Here is a 16,656-nt window from a genome sequence, read left to right as displayed (position 1 = left end):
CGGGATCACCCCGTCGCGATTAAAAACCTGGATTGAACCTGGGTTCCCGTGGACGCCGCGTCAATCGGTGAAGACGATCGTCTTGGATCCGTTCAGCAGCACGCGGTCCTCCAGACGCCAGCGGACGGCGCGGGCCAGGACCCGGCGTTCGATGTCGCGACCCTTGCGGATCAGGTCGCGCGGGGTGTCGCGGTGGCTGATGCGCTCCACGTCCTGCTCGATGATCGGACCCTCGTCGAGGTCGGCGGTGACGTAGTGGGCCGTGGCCCCGATCACCTTCACGCCCCGTACGTGGGCCTGGTGATAGGGCTTGGCGCCCTTGAAGCCCGGCAGGAACGAGTGGTGGATATTGATGCACCGCTCCTCGAGCTTGGCCGCCAGGCCGTCGGACAGCACCTGCATATAGCGGGCGAGCACCACCAGATCCGTGCCGGTGTCCTGGATCAGCTTCCAGATCGCCGCCTCCTGCTCCAGCTTGGTGGCGCGGGTCACCGGCAGGTGATGGAACGGCACGTCGGCCAGGTCGAGGTGGGCATAGGTGTCGCGGGCGTGGTTGGAGACCACCGCCGACAACTCCATGGGCAGCTCGCCGCGCCGCCAGCGATAGAGCAGGTCGGCCAGGCAGTGATCCTGCTGCGAGGCCAGGATCATCACCTTGCGCTTGATCTTCGGGTCGCGGATCGACCAGCGCATGGAGAAGCCCTGGGCCATGGGCGCGAACTCGGCGCGCAGGGTCTCCAGGTCGCCGCCGTCGCCCTTCAGGTCGAAGACGACCCGCATGAAGAAGACGCCGGTCTCCTGGTCGTCGAACTGCTGGGCGTCCAGGATGTTGCAGCCGCGCTCGAACAGGAAGGTCGAGACGCGGGCGACGATTCCGGGCTGGTCGGGGCAGGAGAGGGTCAGGATCATGTCTGGGCCCTAGGCCCAAGAACGGCGCGGCCGTCAAACCTTTTCGCCCATCCGCCCTTAAAACGACCACCGATCGGCGAGGCGTCGGCCGGCCGGCGCGGACGCCTTTGCCGGGGCTAGGCCGCGGGGCTAGGGTGGCGGCCATGTCCCTCGCCCAGACGCTGGCGCCTCGCGCCCTCGACCTCCTGCAGACCCTGGTGGGGTTCGACACCACCTCGCGGCTGTCCAACCTGGCCCTGATCCAATGGGTGGAGGCCTATCTCGACCACCATGGCGTCGCCCATCGCCGCGTGCCCAACGCCGACGGGACCAAGACCAATCTCATCGCCACGGTCGGCCCGCTCATCGAGGGCGGGGTGGTCCTGTCCGGCCACACCGACGTGGTGCCGGTCGACGGTCAGGCGTGGAGTTCCGACCCCTTCACCGTCACCGCCCGCGACGGCCGGCTCTATGGGCGCGGAACCTGCGACATGAAGGGATTCCTGGCGCTGGCGCTGGCCGCCGTGCCGGATCTGGCCGCCGCGGACCCCAAGAAGCCGGTCCATCTGGCGCTCTCCTATGACGAGGAGATCGGCTGCCTGGGCGCGCCCGACATGATCCAGGTCATCGCCACCGAACTGCCGCGCCCGGCCCTGGTCGTGGTGGGCGAGCCGACCAATATGGAGGCGGTGCGGGGCCACAAGGGCATCTCGACCTTCAAGGTCACCGTCACCGGCCACGAGGCCCATTCCAGCCAGACCCAGCTGGGCGCGTCGGCGGTCATGGCCGCGGTCAAGCTGATGGCCTATCTCTCCGATCTCGCCGAGACCCTGGAGCGGGAGGCCGACCCCGCCTCGCCCTTCACGCCCAAGCACGCGACCCTGACCATCGGGGTGGTGAACGGGGGCACCGCCGGCAACATCCTGGCGCGGGAATGTTCGTTCCTCTTCGACCTGCGCTGCCAGGGCGGCCAGGACCCCGACCAGATCCTGGCGGGCTTCTACGCCAAGGCCGCCGAGCTGGACGCGGCCCTGAAGGCCCGGTTCGCCGAGACCGGCGTGGTGATCGAGCGGCGTTCCAACACCCCGCCGCTGAACCCGGAAGAGGGCGGGGTCGCCGAGGCCTTCGCCCGGCGTCTCGCCGGCGACAACGGCCCGGCCCGCGTGGTGGCCTTCGCCGCCGAGGCGGGCCAGTTCCAGGGGGCCGGATTTTCCACCGTGATCTGCGGGCCCGGCTCCATCGACCAGGCGCACCAGCCGGACGAGTTCGTCGAGATCTCTCAGATGGAGCGCGGGGCGGCCTTTATGGCGCGACTGGTCGACTGGGCGCGATCGGGCGAATGACGGGACGCCGCCCGCGCAGGTCCTGGACGTTCCAGGTCATGGCCCGGGCGATCCGCCAGGCCGAGACGCGGCGCATGCCCTGGGCCTTGCGGCGGCCGGCCAGGGCCAGGCCGATGTCCTTGAACGCCGCGCGATAGGCTTTCAGCACCACCGGGACCTGCTTGCGGCCCTCGACCCGGTCGAGATCACCAGCACCGCCAGGATGTGCAGGGGCAGGACGATGGGCAGCAGGGCCCAGGGGGTGTCCTTGACCAGCACCCAGAAGCGGTTGCGGGTCCCGTGGAAGACGGCGAACTCCGACTTCGGGCCGCCCGACGAGGCCGAGCCCACATGCCGGATCACCGCCTTGGGCGCCACCACGGTCGGCTCCCCGGCCAGCTGCAGGCGGTAGCCCAGGTCGACGTCCTCGCAATAGCAGAAGAAGGTCTCGTCGAACCCGCCGAGCTCCAGGAACAGGGCCCGGTCGATCAGCATGGCCGCGCCGCAGGGGGAAAAGACATAGCCCTCCGGCGTGTCGCCGGGGTCGGGACGCATATATCCGCCGCGATAGGGGATGCAGGGGCCGCTCATCACGTCGCCCAGGCCGTCGAGGATCGCCGGATCGTGGTCCATCAGCTGGCGGGCGGTGAAGGAGCGGACCTGGGGGTGGCGGTCGGCCGCGGCCAGCAGTGCCTCCAGCCAATCGGGCTCGGGAAAGGCGTCGGGGTTCAGGAGGGCCAGCCAGCGGCCGCGGGCGGCCTGGGCGCCCTGGTTCATGGCCGCGGCGAATCCCAGATTGTCGGCGTTCTCGACCAGGCGGGCGAAGGGGTGGGCGGCGGCCACAGCCTGGGCCTCGCGGTCGGGCGAGGCGTTGTCCACCAGCACCAGCTCGAAGTCGCGGAAGGTCTGGGCCGCCAGGCGTTCGACGCAGGCCGCCAGGGTCGGGCCGCTGCGGTAGGCGACGATGACCACGGTGACAAGCGGCGCTTCGGTCTTGTCTTCCCCGTTGGCCTGGGTCATGCGGTGGCGGTTCCTCGATATCGGTAGACCATGACGACCATCACGCCGCTCGCCCTTCCGGAAGTCCTGCTTATCACGCCCAAGCGCCATGGCGATGCGCGGGGCTGGTTCACCGAAACCTGGAGCCGCCGCGCCTTTCAGGGCGCCGGGCTAGACCATGACTTCGTGCAGGACAACCAGGCCTTTAACGCCCGCGCCGGCACGGTCCGCGGCCTGCACTTCCAGCAGTCGCCCCACCCCCAGGCCAAGCTGGTGCGGGTGCTGAGCGGCGCCATCTATGACGTCGCCGTCGACGTTCGCCCCGGCTCGGCGACCTTCGGCCAATGGGTCGGCGCCCGGCTGACCGCCGAGGGTGGCGAACAATTGCTGGTGCCGCGCGGCTTCGCCCATGGCTACAGCACCCTGACCGACGACTGCATGCTGGCCTATAAGGTCGACGGCGACTACGCGCCCCAGACCGAGGGCGGGGTGATCTGGAACGATCCGGACCTCGCCATCGACTGGGGGATCGATCCGGCCCAGGCGATCACCTCGGACAAGGACAAGCTGTTGCCGCGGCTTCGCGACATGCCGCAGGCGAGCTTCTGATCATGGATCAGCCCAACGAACTGCTGACCATCCTGAACCTCGAACAGCTCGAGCTCGACATGTACCGGGGCCATACCCCCGACCCCGACCGCGGCCGGATCTATGGCGGCCAGGTCGTGGCCCAGGCCCTGGCGGCGGCCTATCGCACCATCGAGGGGCGTCACTGCCACTCGCTGCATTCCTATTTCATCCGGCCCGGCGACCCCAAGGTGCCGATCCTGTTGCAGGTCGAGCGGGTGCGCGACGGCGGATCCTTTGCGGTCCGCCGGGTGGTGGCCATCCAGCACGGCAAGCAGATCTTCAACCTGGCCGCCTCGTTCCAGACCCCTGAGGAGGGGTTCGAGCACCAGATCGACATGCCCGCCGCGCCGCCGCCCGAGGACCTGCTCAACGAGGAGGAGCTGCGCGCCCAGGCCGGCCTCGATCCCGCCAGCCGCAAGATCTGGCCGGTGGAGCTGAAGCCCTGCGATCCGCAGCCGCACGGGGTGGCCACCACCCTGCCGCCGCAAGACATGTGCTGGTTTCGCGCCCGCGCGCCGCTCGGCGACGATGTGCCGACCCATCAGTGCGCTCTGGCCTATGGCACGGACATGACCCTGCTGGACGTGTCGCTCCGGCCCCATGCGGTCCTGTGGAGCGACGGGCGGCTGCAGGTCGCCAGTCTCGATCACGCGCTGTGGTTCCATAAGCCGACCGATTTCAGCCAGTGGCATCTCTATGTGCAGGACAGCCCCTCGGGCTCGGGCGGACGGGGCTTCAACCGTGGATCGATCTTCAACCGGGAGGGCGTGCTGGTGGCCTCGGCGGCCCAGGAGGCCCTGATCCGCTATCGCTAAGGTGAAGATGGCGTGTTCTTCACTTGCCCTTGCGGCCCCGAGCCTTTCAAGTGACCGCAGATAAGTGAACGTGGCGTCATCAAGCGCCCGAGGGAGCGGTCGGATTGAATAGCGTTGCGCCGGCGGGAGGACGCCTGTCCTTCTCGACCATTCTGGGCTTCTCCGTCGCCAACCTGCCGTTGGGCGCCCTCGCCGTCGCGGTGGCCGTCTATCTGCCCCCCTATTTCGCCAGCCACCTGGGCGTCAGCCTCGGCGCGGTCGGCGCCGCCTGGGCGATCGTGCGCCTGCTGGACATCGGGGTCGACCCGGTGCTCGGCGTGGTCATGGACCGCACCCGCACGCCCTTCGGCCGCTACCGGCCGTGGCTCGCCCTCGGCATTCCGGTGATGATGCTGTCGGTCTGGGCTCTGTTCGAGGCGCCGGCCGGGGTCTCCGAGCTCTATCTGATCGGCTGGCTGCTGATCTATTACCTGGCCAATTCGATCCTGGCGCTGGGCCACTCGGCCTGGGGCGCGACGCTCTCGACCCAGTACCACGAGCGCAGCCGGGTGTTCGGGGTGGTCGCCATGCTGGGCGTCACCGGGGCGGTGATCGTCCTGCTGTTCCCGATCCTGGCCGGCCACTACGGCCGCACCGGCGCCCAGTCGGTGCGGGACATGGGCTGGTTCATCTTCTGGCTGACCCCGATCACCGTGGCGATCTGCTGCCTGCGCACGCCGGAGACCATCACCCGCGACCACGGGTCCGAGCAGTTCCGCTTCCGCGACTACCTCTCCCTGCTGGTCAAGCCGGACCTGCTGCGCCTGTTCCTGGCCCAGATGTCCCTGACCCTCGGCCCGGGCTGGATGAGCGCGCTCTACGTCTTCTTCTTCACCGACTCCCGCGGCTACAGCCCCGGCGTCGCCTCGGGTCTCTTGCTGCTCTACGTGATCGCCGGGGTGGCCGGCGCGCCGCTCACCGCCCGCCTGGCCCAGAAGCTCGGCAAGCACCGCACCCTGATGGTCACCACCACGGCCTATTCCATCGGCCTGTGCCTGGTCATGGTCGTGCCCAAGGGCAATGTGGTCCTGGCCCTGCCGGTGATGTTCTGGTGCGGCTTCATGGCGGCCGGCTTCGACCTGATGATCCGCGCCATGCTGGCCGATGTCGGCGACGAGGTGCGGCTGGAACAGGGCAAGGAGCGGTTGAGCCTGATCTATGCGCTCAACACCCTGGCCGCCAAGATCGCCTCGGCCTTCTCCATCGGCCTGACCTTCCCGCTGCTCGGCAAGCTGGGCTATGTGGCCAAGGAAGGCTTCAAGAACACGCCCCAGGCCATCCACGCCCTGGAGCTGGCCTATATTCTCGGCCCCATCTTCTTCGTCATGCTGGGCGGGGTCTGTGTGATGGGCTGGCGGCTGGACGCCAATCGCCATGACGAGATCCGCCGCGAGCTGGAGCGCCGCGACGACCTGCCGGCCGCGGGCTACGAGGAGGCGCCGATCATCGACAGCCTGGGCGGCGCGCCGGTGACCGCCATCATCGACGACGCAAAACCTGGCCAGGCCTGACGCGGGGTCACGGTAGGCTCGGGCCGAAATCCGTGACAGCCTAGGAGTTCAAGGCCGGTCCGGGAGAGATCGGCCCCCTGGGGGACGCCATGGCCGAGATCATCCTGCACCACTACGACACCTCGCCCTTCTCGGAGAAGGTGCGGGTCATGCTGGGGCTCAAGGGCCTCGCCTGGTCCTCGGTGCTCACCCCCAACATGATGCCCAAGCCGGACCTGGTCCCCCTGACCGGCGGCTACCGCAAGGCGCCGGTGATGCAGATCGGCGCCGACATCTATTGCGACAGCCAGGTGATCCTGGCCGAGATCGAGGCCCGCGCTCCGTCCGCGCGGCCCACTCCCGGCGCCGACTGGGGGGTGAACATCTGGGCCGACCGCGTGTTCTTCGGCGCCACCGTGCCGGTGGTGTTCGGCGAACTGGGCCACCTGACGCCCAAGGCCTTCATCGAGGACCGTGAGAAGCTGTCGGGCCGGCCCTTCGACGTGGCGGCCATGGCCCAGGCGGCGGGGCCCATGCGGGTCCAGTGGCGGGCCCAGGCGGGCTGGATCGAGGAGGGGCTGGCGGCCGCGCCCTTCCTCTGCGGCGAGGCGCCCGGCCTCGCCGACGTGGCGGCCTATATGAACATCTGGTGGCTGGGCGGCGCGCTGCCCGACACCGCGGCGGCGCTGACCGCCGGCTTCACCCGGCTCGCCGCCTGGAAGGGCCGCATGGCGGCCCTGGGGCACGGCCATCGCACCGAGATCACCGGCGCCGCGGCGCTCGCGATCGCCAAGGCCGCCGAGCCCGGGCCCGCGCCGGCCCACGACGCCGCCGATCCCTTGTCCCCCGGCCAGGCCGTGACGGTCATGGCCGACGACTATGGCCGCGATCCGATCGCCGGGACGGTGGTCGCCGCCACCCCCCAGCGCCTGGTCATCGCCCGCGACACCGCCGACCTCGGCCGGCTGCATCTGCATTTCCCCCGGGTGGGCTTCGTCGCCATCCCCGGCGCCAAGATTTGAGAGGAGACTTCCCCATGACCGACCGCATTCAGGTCACCATCACCAACGGCGTCGCCGACGTCCGCCTGGTCCGCGTCGACAAGATGAACGCCCTGGACGACGCCATGTTTCAGGCCCTGGTCGACACCGGCGAGCGGCTGAAGACCGAGGCGGGCCTGCGGGCCATCGTGCTGTCGGGCGAGGGCCGCGCCTTCTGCGCCGGGCTCGACATGGGCAATTTCGGCAAGATGGCGTCCGGCGAGCGCAAGGCCGGCGAAAGCTCGGCCGGCGGCAGCCTGGTCACCGCCAACCGCACCGAGGGCGGCTCCAACCGCGCCCAGCACGCGGTCATGGTGTGGCGCGAGCAGCCGGTGCCGGTGATCGGCGCGATCCACGGCGTGGCCTTCGGTGGCGGCTTCCAGCTGGCCATCGCCCCGGACATCCGCCTGGTCGCCCCCGACACCAAGCTGGCGATCATGGAGATCAAGTGGGGCCTGGTGCCCGACATGGCCGGCATGGTGCTGCTGAAGGGCATGGTGCGCGACGATATCGCCCGCGAGCTGACCTATACGGGCCGCATCTTCGACGGCGAGGAGGCCGCGCGCATCGGCATCGCCACCCGCACCAGCGCCGATCCCCGCACGGAGGCGCTGGCCCTGGCGAACGAGATCGCCGGCAAGAGCCCGACCGCCATCCGCGCCGCCAAGCGGCTGTTCGCCCTGCAGGCCCACGCCACCCAGCGCGAGCTGCTGGAGGCCGAGAGCGCCGAGCAGACGGCCCTGATCTCGTCGCCCAACCAGGTCGAGGCGGTGATGAGCAATATGCAGAAGCGTCCCGCCGTCTACGCCGACTGAGCATGCTGACGCTGTACCACTGCGCCGACGCCCGCTCCTTCCGCGCCCTCTGGGCGCTGGAGGAGCTGGGCCTCGACTATGAACTCAAGCTGCTGCCGTTCCCGCCCCGGGTCCGGCAACCGGAATACCTGGCCGAGAACCCGCTCGGCACCATTCCGCTGCTGGTCGACGGCGCCACCCGGATGACCGAGTCCGCCGCCATCGTGCAATATCTGGCGACCCGCAACGGGCCGACGGCCCTGTCGGTGGAGCCGGGCGATCCGGCCTATGGCGCCTGGCTGAACGGCCTGCATTTCGGGGAGGCGACGCTCACCTTCCCCCAGACCCTGGTGCTCCGCTACACGCGGCTGGAGCCCAAAGAGCGGCGCAATCCCCAGGTCGCCGAGGACTATGGCCGCTGGTTCGTCTCACGGCTGAAGGTGCTGAACGAGATCATCCCGGACGGCGGCTGGTACTGCGCCGGGCGTTTCACGGGCGCCGACATCTCGATCGGCTACGCCTTGCTGCTGGCGGAGACGCTCGGCCTGTCCGAGCGCTTCAGCCCGCAGATCGCCGCCTATTGGGCCAGGCTGCAGGCGCGGCCGGGCTTCCAGGGGGCCAAGCGGGCGCAGGCCGCCGAGGGGACGCCGGACTGGCAGGGGTGAGCCGGGGCGCCAGCGCTTCATGAACTTATTGAACAGGTGTCATGTCGGTCGGAGGTCTTGACGGCGGCTTGAGTCGTTACATAATATAGAATTATCATGCGGAAAGATGTAACATTCACGCCATTGGACTGGCGATTGACCGCACGGGAGGTGGCGCACGCCATGCCCGTCCTTCAGTCGGTCCATCCCGCCCTGCGTCAGGCCCCTGCGCCGCGTCTGTCCGCCATCCGCCCCCTGGCCGAGCGGTGCGGGGTGCGCGACGGCGCCCTGCGCACGGCCCTCAGCCGCGCCTGCGCCGCTGGCTCACTCGAGGTCGTCGATGGGCGCTACAGGCTGGGTCCCGCCAGCCGGGAGGAGGCCGCCGCCGCGCGGGCGCTGATGGCGCGGATCTCCGGCTACACCCTCTGCGTGGTGCTGGAGGGGGAGGCCGCCGATCTCCCGGCCCTGCGCGATCTCTTCGCGCGCTATGGGTTTCGGCCGCTGCAGAGGTCGGTCTGGGTCGGGGCCCGGACCACGGAAGACCTGATCGGGCCGGCACTGCGACGGACCGGACTCGCGCAGGGCGTCATCGTGTTCCGCGCCGACGAGGTCGATCCAGGCGCGCGCGACAGGCTGTCGGCCATCTGGGGCCTACGGGCGCGGACAACGGAGCTGCGCCAGTTTCATCGCCAGCTCCTCGACTATATCGACGCCGCCGATCTGGCCCCCGCCGAGGCCGCCTGGCGTTGCGTTCAGGCCGCGCCGACCTGGTACCGCATCGCCGTTCAGGGCGAGCCGCCCTTCCCACGGGACCTGTGCGGCGCCGACTATCCGCTGGACGCCCTCAACGCCGCCTGGCGCGCACGGGTCGCCGCCCTGGACCGGGAACTGGTCGATCTCTGGTCGGGAGACGACACATGACCGCAAGGACATCGAACTGGATCCCCAGCCGGCGCATTCGCCAGGCGGGGGCCCTGGCCCTGGGGCTCGCGGCGGCTGCGGCGGTCGGCGCCCTCTGGTCGCCGCTTTTCCTGCTGCTCCTGATCCCCGCGCTCGGCGCGGGTTGGGCGACCTTTGTGATGATGCGAATCCGGGATCAGCTGTCGCCCGGCCGGGGCGACTGGGAGCGCCGGATCCACCAATCCGTCGTCGCCCGTCTGGCCCCGCCGCCCGACGCGCAGGCCGACCTGCTCGATATCGGCTGCGGCGACGGGAGCCTGCTGATCGCCTTGCTGGATGACGCGCCGGGCCTCGTCGCGACCGGCGTCGATTTCTGGGGGCGCGACTGGGACTATGCCCAGGCCGCGTGTGAGGCGCGGCTCGCAAAGCAGGGGTGTCAGGCGGTCTTTCGCCGAATGGACGCGGCGCGCCTGGAGTTCGCCGATGAAAGGTTCGACCTCGTGGTCTCAGTGATGTGCTTTCACGAGGTTCGCGCGCCGGTGGGCGCGGCGAGGCGCGGTCCCGTCGCGGCCGTGGCCGAGGCCCTGCGCGTCCTGAAGCCCGGCGGTCGCTTCGTCTTCATCGATCGGTTCGCGGATCGGGCCGACTATGGGGATCTGGGCGATCTGCAGGCGGTTCTGGCCCCCGTCCTCGCGCTGCGTCGTGAGCCTCTTGTCGCCGCACTTGGCATTCCCTGGCCGCTCAACACCCGCCGCGCCATGGGTCCTGTCGAGATGGTCTCGGGGCGCAAGTCGACGGCGCCGTGACGGCCTAGGCGATGTGTGGGTCGGGCAGGGTCCATTCGGCGCGCACGCCTGGGTCCGTCTCCGCCGGCAGATGCGCCGCCCTCAGCGCCTCGAACGCCGCCGCCTCATGAAGCCGCGACAGGGCCCAGACCGCCGCGCCGCGTACGGTGGGGTCGGGGTCGGCGAGCAGGGGTTCGACCACCACGGTCGCGCCTGAGTCGCCGCTGTTGCCGATGGCGTAGAGGACATTGCGGATGAAGCGGTCGCGGCCGATGCGCTTCACCGGACCCTTGGCGAACAGCAGGCGGAAGGTGGGATCGTCCAGCTGCACCAGGTCGCTGAGCCGGGGCTCCTTCAGGGCCTGGCGGGCGTGCAGCCGTTTCTCGCGAGCATCGGAGGCGAACTTGTTCCAGGGGCAGACCGCCAGGCAGTCGTCGCAGCCATAGATGCGATTTCCCAGCGCCGGGCGGAACTCCGTCGGGATCGGGCCCTTCAGCTCGATGGTCAGGTAGGAGATACAGCGGCGCGCATCGAGCTGATAGGGGGCCGGGAAGGCCTTCGTCGGGCAGGCGTCCAGGCAGGCGTGGCACTGGCCGCAGTGGTCCTGGCCGGCCGGGTCCGGCGGCAGGTCGAGCGCGGTGAGGATCACCCCCAGGAACAGCCAGGAGCCGAACTCGCGGCTGACCAGATTGGTGTGCTTGCCCTGCCAGCCTAGGCCGGCGCGCTCGGCCAGGGGCTTCTCCATCAGGGGCGCGGTGTCGACGAACACCTTCAGCTCGGCGGGATGCTGGGCGGCCATGAACGAGGCCAGCTGCTTCAGCCGGCCCTTGATCAGCTCGTGATAGTCGTCGCCCTGGGCGTAGACCGAGATCATGCCCCGCGTCGGGTGGTCGAGCAGGGTCAGGGGATCATGCTGCGGGCCGTAGTTCATGCCCAGTACGACGGCCGAGCGCGCGCCATCCCACATGGCGCGCGGATGGGCGCGGCGCTCCAGGGTGTCTGCCATCCAGCCCATCTCGCCGTGGCGGCCCTGCGCGACATATTCGGCCAGGCGCGCGCCGGCCGGCCAGGCGCTCTCGACCTCGGTGAAGCGGCAGACGTCGAAGCCCAGCTCACGGGCCCGCTTGCGGATCAGGTCTGCGTCAGAAGTCGAGATCGTCATAATGGGGCGCCGGCGCGAGGCCGGGCCAACGATCGGCCAGCAGCGGCCGGAAGGCCGGTCTCGACTTCAGCTTCATGTACCAGGTCTTGACCCCGGTGAAGTCGTTCCAGGGCACATCGCCGAAATAGTCGATGACCGACAGGTGGGCCGCGGCGGCGAAGTCGGCCATGGACAGCCGCTGGCCGGCCAGCCAGTCGCGCTGCCCCAGCAGGCTGTCGATATAGAGCAGGTGGCTGCGCAGGGCCTCGCGCCCCTGGCGCAGGCTGGCGAGGTCGGGCGCGCCAGACCCAGGAGGCGCTTCTCCATCTTCTCGTGCAGCAGGAAGCCGCCGACCTCATAGTCGAACTTGCGATCGAACCATTGCAGCAGCCGGCGCGCCTCGGCGCGCTCGGCCGGCTCGCGGCCCAGGAGCGGCGGCTCCGGATAGGTCTCTTCCAGATGGTCGAGGATGGCGCGGCTCTCGCACAGCACCAGGTCGCCCTCGCGCATGACCGGGGTCAGGCCGGACGGATTCATCGCCACCAGATCGGCCGGACGCTCCCAGTAGCGCACCGCCTGCTCGGTGAAGGCCAGCCGCTTTTCGCCCAGGGCCAGGCGGACCTGACGGGAAGCGGGGTCGAGCGGAAAATGGAAAAGGGTTCGGGTGTCGCTCATGAACAAGGCAGGCTGGGGCAAAGCGGAATGAACGCGCGGACCCGTTAAGTTGACGTTTACTTAGGCCTGTTCGCGGCGTGAATCGCCTGCGGCCTGTGGTCCGCCCCGACCTTTTTCGGACTTTCGCCGAATCCTGCTCTGGATCAAGGCGCGCCGCCGCGTGCGGCGCGAGGCCCGCGCGGGAGGTTCCCGCTCCCGCCTGTCCTTCCCCCAGGAGACGTTTGATGACCGCCGCGACGCCCGCCCGCACATCTTGGAGCCCGGCTCAGCTGAACCGCTTGCTGCGAAAGGTTCACCTCTATCTGGGGGTCTTCTTCGCCCCGGTGATCCTGCTGTTCGCCCTCACCGGCGCGCTCCAGGTCTATGGGCTGCATGAGGCGGGCGAGGGCGGCTACAAGCCGGCGCCGATCATCGAGAAGCTCGGTCAGGTCCATATCCATCAGCGCTTCGCCCTCAAGCCCAAGCGGCCCGAGCGCGCCGCCGCGCCGGCGCCGGCCGCCCCGGCCGCGGCCAAGCCCGCCCCGCCGCGCGAGGCGGAGAAGAAGGCCGATCCCGCCAAGGTCCTGCTGAAGGCGCTGTTCTTCGCCGCAGCGGTCGCGCTGGCCGTCTCCACCGTGCTGGGGGTTTGGATCAGCCTGCTGGCGCCGCGGGGCCGCGGCCTGATCCTGGGCCTGCTGGCGGCCGGGGCCGTGCTGCCGATCCTGCTGCTGGCGCTCTAGCCGGCGGCTCAGCCGTGGGCGTGCATCTCGGCGAAGGCGCCGCCATGCGGCTCGGCCCGGCCGCGCGGATCGGGGTGCATCAGGATATCGGCGGCGGGGAAGTGGACCAGCACCCGCTTCTCCGCCTCGACCATCACCGAATGGGCCTCTTCCAGGGTCAGGGCCGGATCGAGGTCCACATGCATCTGGATGTGGACGTAAGGCCCTGAGGCCCGGGTCCGCAGCTGGTGCACGTCGGTCAGGCGGCCGTCCTCAGTGAGCAGGGCGATGATCCGTTCGCGGTCCTCTTCCGGCAGTTCGCGGTCCATCAGCTGATGGGAGGCTTCCCGGAACACGCTGATCGCGCCCCAGAGCAACAGGCCAGTCACGGCCAGGGCTGCGATCGCGTCCAGGCCGTTCACCCCGATCACCGCCGAGGCGGCGATGCCGAACAGGGCGATGATGTTCGAGGCCAGGTCGGTGGCGTAATGCGCCCGGTCGCCGGACACCGCCACGGAGTTGGTCTGTTTCAGAACCCGGGTCTGGGCGGCGATCAGCAGGAAGGTCAAAAGGGTGGAGATCGCCATCACCGCCACAGCCCAGCCCTCCTGGGCCAGGGGGTGCGGGGCGGCGAGGTGGCGCAGGGCCTCCTGGCCGATCAGGGCGGCGGAGGCGAACACCAGGCCGGCCTGGACCAGGCTGGAAAAGGCCTCGGCCTTGCCGTGGCCGAACCGGTGCTCGTCATCCGGCGGGGCGGCGGCGTAGCGCACGGCGAAGAAGGTGATCAGGGAGGCGACCAGGTCGAGCCCGGAATCGGCCATGGAGGCCAGCAGGGCCACCGAGCCCGAGGCGATCCAGGCGATCGCCTTGATCGTCACCAGCACCGTCGCCGTCGCAACCGACAGCATGGTGACGCGACGGGTCAGGGCGGCGGTGTCGGTGGCCGAGAGGCCTTTGGGCGTGCTCATCGCCGCGTTTTAGCCGCGCCGCCCGGCGGTAAACAGCGAGAACGACTCGCAAGCCGCCGGATCATTGTCGACGAAAAATCTCCCTGAGGTTGTCATTCGCGGGCCCGCACCTATGATCGGAACCGCACCGGTTGGCGCCCCTTCGGGCGCCCACAGAGGAGGGCCGGCATGCCTCAGTTCATGATCACGACGCGCAAGCGGGGCGATGACCGGGCCATGGGTCCGGCGCGCTATCTCACCTTCGAGGACGAGGCCGGCCCGGAACAGGATCTGGGGACCAATCCCCGACGCTGGCTGGCCCAGATCATGGCGGGATTCGATCCGCCCCAGGCCGGCAACCGGGTGGATCCGGTCCGCTCGGGCGACGTGCTGTTCTTGGTGCACGGCTTCAATGTCAGCCATGCCTCGGCCCGCAGCTTCCACATGAAGTGCGTCGAGGGTCTCGCCGCGGCGGGATGGCGGGGCCAGGTCATCAGCTATGACTGGCCGTCGGACGGCCTGGTCTTCGCCTATCTGGACGACCGCAAGAAGGCCCGCGACGCCGCCGACGAGCTGGTCTCGGCGGGCATCGCCGTCCTGCAGCAGGCCCAGCAGGCCGACTGCACCATCGGCGTCCATGTCCTGGCCCACTCCATGGGCGGCTTCGTGGTCCAGCAGGCCTTCACCTGGTCCTATCAAGACGTGCCGCCGGACTGGCGGATCGGCCAGATCCTGTTCGCCTCGGCCGATGTGGACCACTCGGTGTTCTCGGCCGACACGGTCACCGCCAAGGCCTTCGGCCGACACGGGGGCCGGGTCACCGCCTATTGCAACCGCTATGACAAGGCGCTCGCCGCCTCCAACGCCAAGCGGCTGGAGCTGGCGCCGCGGATGGGGCGGGTGGGCCTGCCCGACGACGCCCCGGCCCTGATGTGCGAGGTCGACTGCAGCGGCTTCTTCGCCGAGCACTATGTGGCCATCACCGACCTGCTGAGCCCCGTCGTCACCCACTGCTTCTATTTCGACCAGCCGGTCTTCTGGGAGGACGTCACCCTGACCCTGGCGGGGGGCATCGACCGCAGCGTCTTTCCGACCCGGGGGGACGGACCGGCGGCGAACCGGTTCGCCCTGAAGGCCGCCGACCGGACGATCTACGCCCAGGCCCTGGCCCGGGCCGCGACCAGTCTCTCCATCCATCCGCCGCCCCCCTAGAGGGCGGCGGACGGGAAGGGGATCAGGCCGCCGCCTTCGGCAGGGGGCCGACATAGCGCGAGGCCGGCCGGATCAGGCGGCCGCCGGCCAGCTGCTCGCGGGCGTGGGCGATCCAGCCCGCCACCCGGCCCATGGCGAAGACGCAGGTGAAGGTCGAGGGCGGGAAGGCCAGGCTTTCCAGCAGGAGCGCGGTGTAGAACTCGACATTGGTGTCGAGCGGACGGTCCGGCTTGTGCGCCTTGAGGATCGACAGGATGGCGCTCTCGACGGCCTCGGCGAAGGCCAGGCGGCCGGCGCCGGCCCCCATCCGCCGCACGGCGGCCTTGAGCGCGTCGGCGCGGGGGTCGCGCACCCGATAGACCCGGTGGCCGAAGCCCATCAGCCGGTCGCCGCGGGCCAGAGCCGCCTCGATCCAGGTCCGGGCGTTGTCGGGGGTCCCGATGCCGTCCAGCATGTCGATGATCGGACCCGGCGCGCCGCCATGCAGCGGCCCCTTGAGCGCGCTGATCCCGGCCAGCACGGCCGAGGTCAGGCCGGCGCGGGTCGAGGCCACCACGCGGGCGGCGAAGGTCGAGGCGTTCAGGCCATGGTCGCAGACCGTCACCAGATAGGTGTCGAGAGCGTCGATCTCGGCCTTGGAGGCCGGGGCTGCGCGCAGCATGCGCAGGATGTCGGCGGCGTGGCCCAGCTTCGGATCCGGCGCCACGGGCGCCTCGCCGGCCTGGGCGCGGACGGTCGCGGCGGTGAAGACGGCCGGGGCGGCCATCAGGCGCAGGGCGACCTCCAGGCTGTCGCCGTCGCCCAGGCGGGCGGTCAGCGCGCGCATGGCCTCGATCGGGGTGCGGTCCAGCAGGCCGGTGTCCAGCGCGGCCACCTCTGCGAACACCTCGACCCGGGCGACGCCCAGGGCCGCGGTCAGGTCGTCCGGCAGGCCCTCGAAGAAGCCGTCGAACAGCAGGCGGGCGGCGGCTTCGAAGCTGACGCGGCCGGCCAGCTCGTCCAGGGAATGGCCGCGGATGATCAGCCGCCCGGCCCGGCCGTCCACATCGGACAGCACGGTGTCGGCGGCGACGACGTCTTCCAGTCCATCGGACATGGCGTTCTCCAGTCTTTCCAGGAAGGGGCGGGGAGGCCCCTTGCGGCTGCGGATAATTGCCTTCAGACTGCGGTCGTCAATCTTGATCAATATAATCAACATATGCCCGACAAAGCCCAGGACTGGATCGGCGCCGACGAGGCGCGCGCGCGGCTGGGGGTCCGACCCCAGACCCTCTACGCCTATGTGAGCCGCGGGCGGGTGCAGACGCGCCCCGATCCCGGCGATCCGCGGCGCAGCCTCTATCGCTCGGCCGACATCGCCCAGCTGACCCAGCGCAAGGCCCGCAGCCGCAAGCCGTCCGACGTGGCCGCCGGCGCCATCGCCTGGGGCGAGCCGGTGCTGTCCAGCGCCATCACCACCGTCTCGGCCGGCCGGCTGTTCTATCGGGGCCGCGACGCGGTGGAGCTGGCGGGGACCGAGACGCTGGAATCGACGGCCCGGCTGCTGCGGGGCGGCCATGGCGCGGCCCTGAAGCGCACGGATCGGCCGGCGCCCCCGCCGGGGGACGACATGCGCGCCCGGCCTTCGCGGCCCTGGC

Annotated in this window: 17 protein-coding genes and 2 pseudogenes; 12 read left to right on the top strand and 7 right to left on the bottom strand. The window is 70.1% G+C overall.

Annotated elements, in window-relative coordinates:
* Positions 1-60: 60 nt before the first annotated feature.
* Positions 61-909 carry a formyltetrahydrofolate deformylase gene (gene purU / locus MQH10_RS21240; RefSeq protein WP_242565981.1) on the bottom strand — a complete coding sequence of 283 codons (849 nt, stop codon included), beginning with the start codon at positions 907-909 and terminating at the stop codon, positions 61-63.
* A gap of 143 nt (positions 910-1,052) precedes the next feature.
* On the opposite strand from purU, the gene argE reads away from it, so the two are divergent.
* Positions 1,053-2,231, top strand: a complete 1,179-nt coding sequence (gene argE / locus MQH10_RS21235; protein WP_242565980.1) for an acetylornithine deacetylase — start codon at positions 1,053-1,055, stop codon at positions 2,229-2,231.
* Here the strand turns inward: argE and MQH10_RS21230 are convergent.
* Together MQH10_RS21230 and MQH10_RS21225 are read right to left on the bottom strand one after the other, a co-directional pair.
* On the bottom strand, positions 2,191-2,382 hold the full coding sequence (locus MQH10_RS21230) for a hypothetical protein (RefSeq protein WP_242565979.1): 192 nt from the start codon (positions 2,380-2,382) through the stop codon (positions 2,191-2,193). The two genes, argE and MQH10_RS21230, sit on opposite strands and share 41 nt — an antisense overlap.
* Positions 2,373-3,230, bottom strand: coding sequence for a glycosyltransferase family 2 protein (locus MQH10_RS21225; protein ID WP_242565978.1), 858 nt, complete (start codon positions 3,228-3,230; stop codon positions 2,373-2,375). Before MQH10_RS21225 ends, MQH10_RS21230 begins: the two co-directional genes overlap by 10 nt.
* Before the next feature lie 30 nt (positions 3,231-3,260).
* Between MQH10_RS21225 and rfbC the strand changes: the two genes are divergently transcribed.
* The 8 genes from rfbC to MQH10_RS21185 all read left to right on the top strand — a co-directional run bounded on the left by rfbC (position 3,261) and on the right by MQH10_RS21185 (position 10,367).
* Positions 3,261-3,818 (top strand): dTDP-4-dehydrorhamnose 3,5-epimerase, encoded by a 558-nt coding sequence (gene rfbC, locus MQH10_RS21220; protein ID WP_242565977.1) that lies wholly within the window; start codon positions 3,261-3,263, stop codon positions 3,816-3,818.
* Positions 3,819-3,820: 2 nt separating this feature from the next.
* The gene (locus tag MQH10_RS21215; protein WP_242565976.1) at positions 3,821-4,654 is read left to right on the top strand and encodes an acyl-CoA thioesterase; all 834 of its coding nucleotides are present in this window, start codon (positions 3,821-3,823) and stop codon (positions 4,652-4,654) included.
* A 104-nt stretch (positions 4,655-4,758) separates the two neighbouring features.
* Entirely contained in the window at positions 4,759-6,204 is a 1,446-nt protein-coding gene (locus MQH10_RS21210; protein WP_242565975.1) for an MFS transporter, read from the top strand.
* A gap of 89 nt (positions 6,205-6,293) precedes the next feature.
* Positions 6,294-7,205, top strand: coding sequence for a glutathione S-transferase family protein (locus MQH10_RS26560; RefSeq protein WP_272887072.1), 912 nt, complete (start codon positions 6,294-6,296; stop codon positions 7,203-7,205).
* Between the two features lie 14 nt (positions 7,206-7,219).
* On the top strand, positions 7,220-8,038 hold the full coding sequence (locus MQH10_RS21200; protein ID WP_242565974.1) for a crotonase/enoyl-CoA hydratase family protein: 819 nt from the start codon (positions 7,220-7,222) through the stop codon (positions 8,036-8,038).
* Positions 8,039-8,040: 2 nt separating this feature from the next.
* Positions 8,041-8,682, top strand: a complete 642-nt coding sequence (locus tag MQH10_RS21195; protein ID WP_242565973.1) for a glutathione S-transferase family protein — start codon at positions 8,041-8,043, stop codon at positions 8,680-8,682.
* Between the two features lie 162 nt (positions 8,683-8,844).
* A complete protein-coding gene (locus tag MQH10_RS21190) occupies positions 8,845-9,582 on the top strand; it encodes a hypothetical protein (protein ID WP_242565972.1) in 738 nt (245 codons plus the stop codon).
* Entirely contained in the window at positions 9,579-10,367 is a 789-nt protein-coding gene (locus MQH10_RS21185; RefSeq protein WP_242565971.1) for a class I SAM-dependent methyltransferase, read from the top strand. Before MQH10_RS21190 ends, MQH10_RS21185 begins: the two co-directional genes overlap by 4 nt.
* Before the next feature lie 4 nt (positions 10,368-10,371).
* Here the strand turns inward: MQH10_RS21185 and queG are convergent, their stop codons facing one another.
* Positions 10,372-11,508: a tRNA epoxyqueuosine(34) reductase QueG gene (gene queG, locus MQH10_RS21180; protein ID WP_242565970.1), complete on the bottom strand. Its 1,137-nt coding sequence runs from the start codon at positions 11,506-11,508 to the stop codon at positions 10,372-10,374.
* A pseudogene (gene fzlA, locus MQH10_RS21175) lies at positions 11,489-12,162 on the bottom strand (FtsZ-binding protein FzlA). Before fzlA ends, queG begins: the two are co-directional and overlap by 20 nt.
* Positions 12,163-12,386: 224 nt before the next feature.
* Between fzlA and MQH10_RS21170 the strand changes: the two are divergent.
* Positions 12,387-12,881: a hypothetical protein gene (locus MQH10_RS21170; RefSeq protein ID WP_242565969.1), complete on the top strand. Its 495-nt coding sequence runs from the start codon at positions 12,387-12,389 to the stop codon at positions 12,879-12,881.
* An 8-nt stretch (positions 12,882-12,889) separates the two neighbouring features.
* On the opposite strand, the gene MQH10_RS21165 is transcribed toward MQH10_RS21170, so the two are convergent.
* Positions 12,890-13,828 carry a cation diffusion facilitator family transporter gene (locus tag MQH10_RS21165; RefSeq protein WP_242565968.1) on the bottom strand — a complete coding sequence of 313 codons (939 nt, stop codon included), beginning with the start codon at positions 13,826-13,828 and terminating at the stop codon, positions 12,890-12,892.
* A gap of 168 nt (positions 13,829-13,996) precedes the next feature.
* Here MQH10_RS21165 and MQH10_RS21160 point away from each other — a divergent pair, with 168 nt between their 5' ends.
* Complete coding sequence (locus tag MQH10_RS21160) at positions 13,997-15,019, top strand: alpha/beta fold hydrolase (protein WP_242565967.1); 1,023 nt, start codon at positions 13,997-13,999, stop codon at positions 15,017-15,019.
* 22 nt (positions 15,020-15,041) lie between these two features.
* Here the strand turns inward: MQH10_RS21160 and MQH10_RS21155 are convergent, their stop codons facing one another.
* Positions 15,042-16,115, bottom strand: coding sequence for a citrate synthase/methylcitrate synthase (locus MQH10_RS21155; protein WP_242565966.1), 1,074 nt, complete (start codon positions 16,113-16,115; stop codon positions 15,042-15,044).
* Between the two features lie 102 nt (positions 16,116-16,217).
* On the opposite strand from MQH10_RS21155, the pseudogene MQH10_RS21150 reads away from it, so the two are divergent.
* A pseudogene (locus MQH10_RS21150) lies at positions 16,218-16,656 on the top strand (citrate synthase); the annotation flags it as partial.

It is taken from the genome of Phenylobacterium aquaticum, from assembly GCF_022695515.1.
In the GTDB taxonomy this organism is placed as follows: Bacteria; Pseudomonadota; Alphaproteobacteria; order Caulobacterales; family Caulobacteraceae; genus Phenylobacterium; species Phenylobacterium aquaticum.
This window is presented reverse-complemented; position numbering and strand designations above follow the sequence as displayed.

What these genes read in the sequence shown, in the direction of transcription:
- MQH10_RS21165 (WP_242565968.1), bottom strand. Translation starts at nt 13,828, where the DNA reads ATGAGCACGCCCAAAGGCCTCTCGGCCACCGACACCGCCGCCCTGACC.
- MQH10_RS21195 (WP_242565973.1), top strand. Translation starts at nt 8,041, where the DNA reads ATGCTGACGCTGTACCACTGCGCCGACGCCCGCTCCTTCCGCGCCCTC.
- MQH10_RS21155 (WP_242565966.1), bottom strand. Translation starts at nt 16,115, where the DNA reads ATGTCCGATGGACTGGAAGACGTCGTCGCCGCCGACACCGTGCTGTCC.
- purU (WP_242565981.1), bottom strand. Translation starts at nt 909, where the DNA reads ATGATCCTGACCCTCTCCTGCCCCGACCAGCCCGGAATCGTCGCCCGC.
- MQH10_RS21200 (WP_242565974.1), top strand. Translation starts at nt 7,220, where the DNA reads ATGACCGACCGCATTCAGGTCACCATCACCAACGGCGTCGCCGACGTC.
- MQH10_RS21170 (WP_242565969.1), top strand. Translation starts at nt 12,387, where the DNA reads ATGACCGCCGCGACGCCCGCCCGCACATCTTGGAGCCCGGCTCAGCTG.
- MQH10_RS26560 (WP_272887072.1), top strand. Translation starts at nt 6,294, where the DNA reads ATGGCCGAGATCATCCTGCACCACTACGACACCTCGCCCTTCTCGGAG.
- MQH10_RS21215 (WP_242565976.1), top strand. Translation starts at nt 3,821, where the DNA reads ATGGATCAGCCCAACGAACTGCTGACCATCCTGAACCTCGAACAGCTC.
- rfbC (WP_242565977.1), top strand. Translation starts at nt 3,261, where the DNA reads ATGACGACCATCACGCCGCTCGCCCTTCCGGAAGTCCTGCTTATCACG.
- MQH10_RS21185 (WP_242565971.1), top strand. Translation starts at nt 9,579, where the DNA reads ATGACCGCAAGGACATCGAACTGGATCCCCAGCCGGCGCATTCGCCAG.
- MQH10_RS21225 (WP_242565978.1), bottom strand. Translation starts at nt 3,230, where the DNA reads ATGACCCAGGCCAACGGGGAAGACAAGACCGAAGCGCCGCTTGTCACC.
- argE (WP_242565980.1), top strand. Translation starts at nt 1,053, where the DNA reads ATGTCCCTCGCCCAGACGCTGGCGCCTCGCGCCCTCGACCTCCTGCAG.
- queG (WP_242565970.1), bottom strand. Translation starts at nt 11,508, where the DNA reads ATGACGATCTCGACTTCTGACGCAGACCTGATCCGCAAGCGGGCCCGT.
- MQH10_RS21160 (WP_242565967.1), top strand. Translation starts at nt 13,997, where the DNA reads ATGCCTCAGTTCATGATCACGACGCGCAAGCGGGGCGATGACCGGGCC.
- MQH10_RS21190 (WP_242565972.1), top strand. Translation starts at nt 8,845, where the DNA reads ATGCCCGTCCTTCAGTCGGTCCATCCCGCCCTGCGTCAGGCCCCTGCG.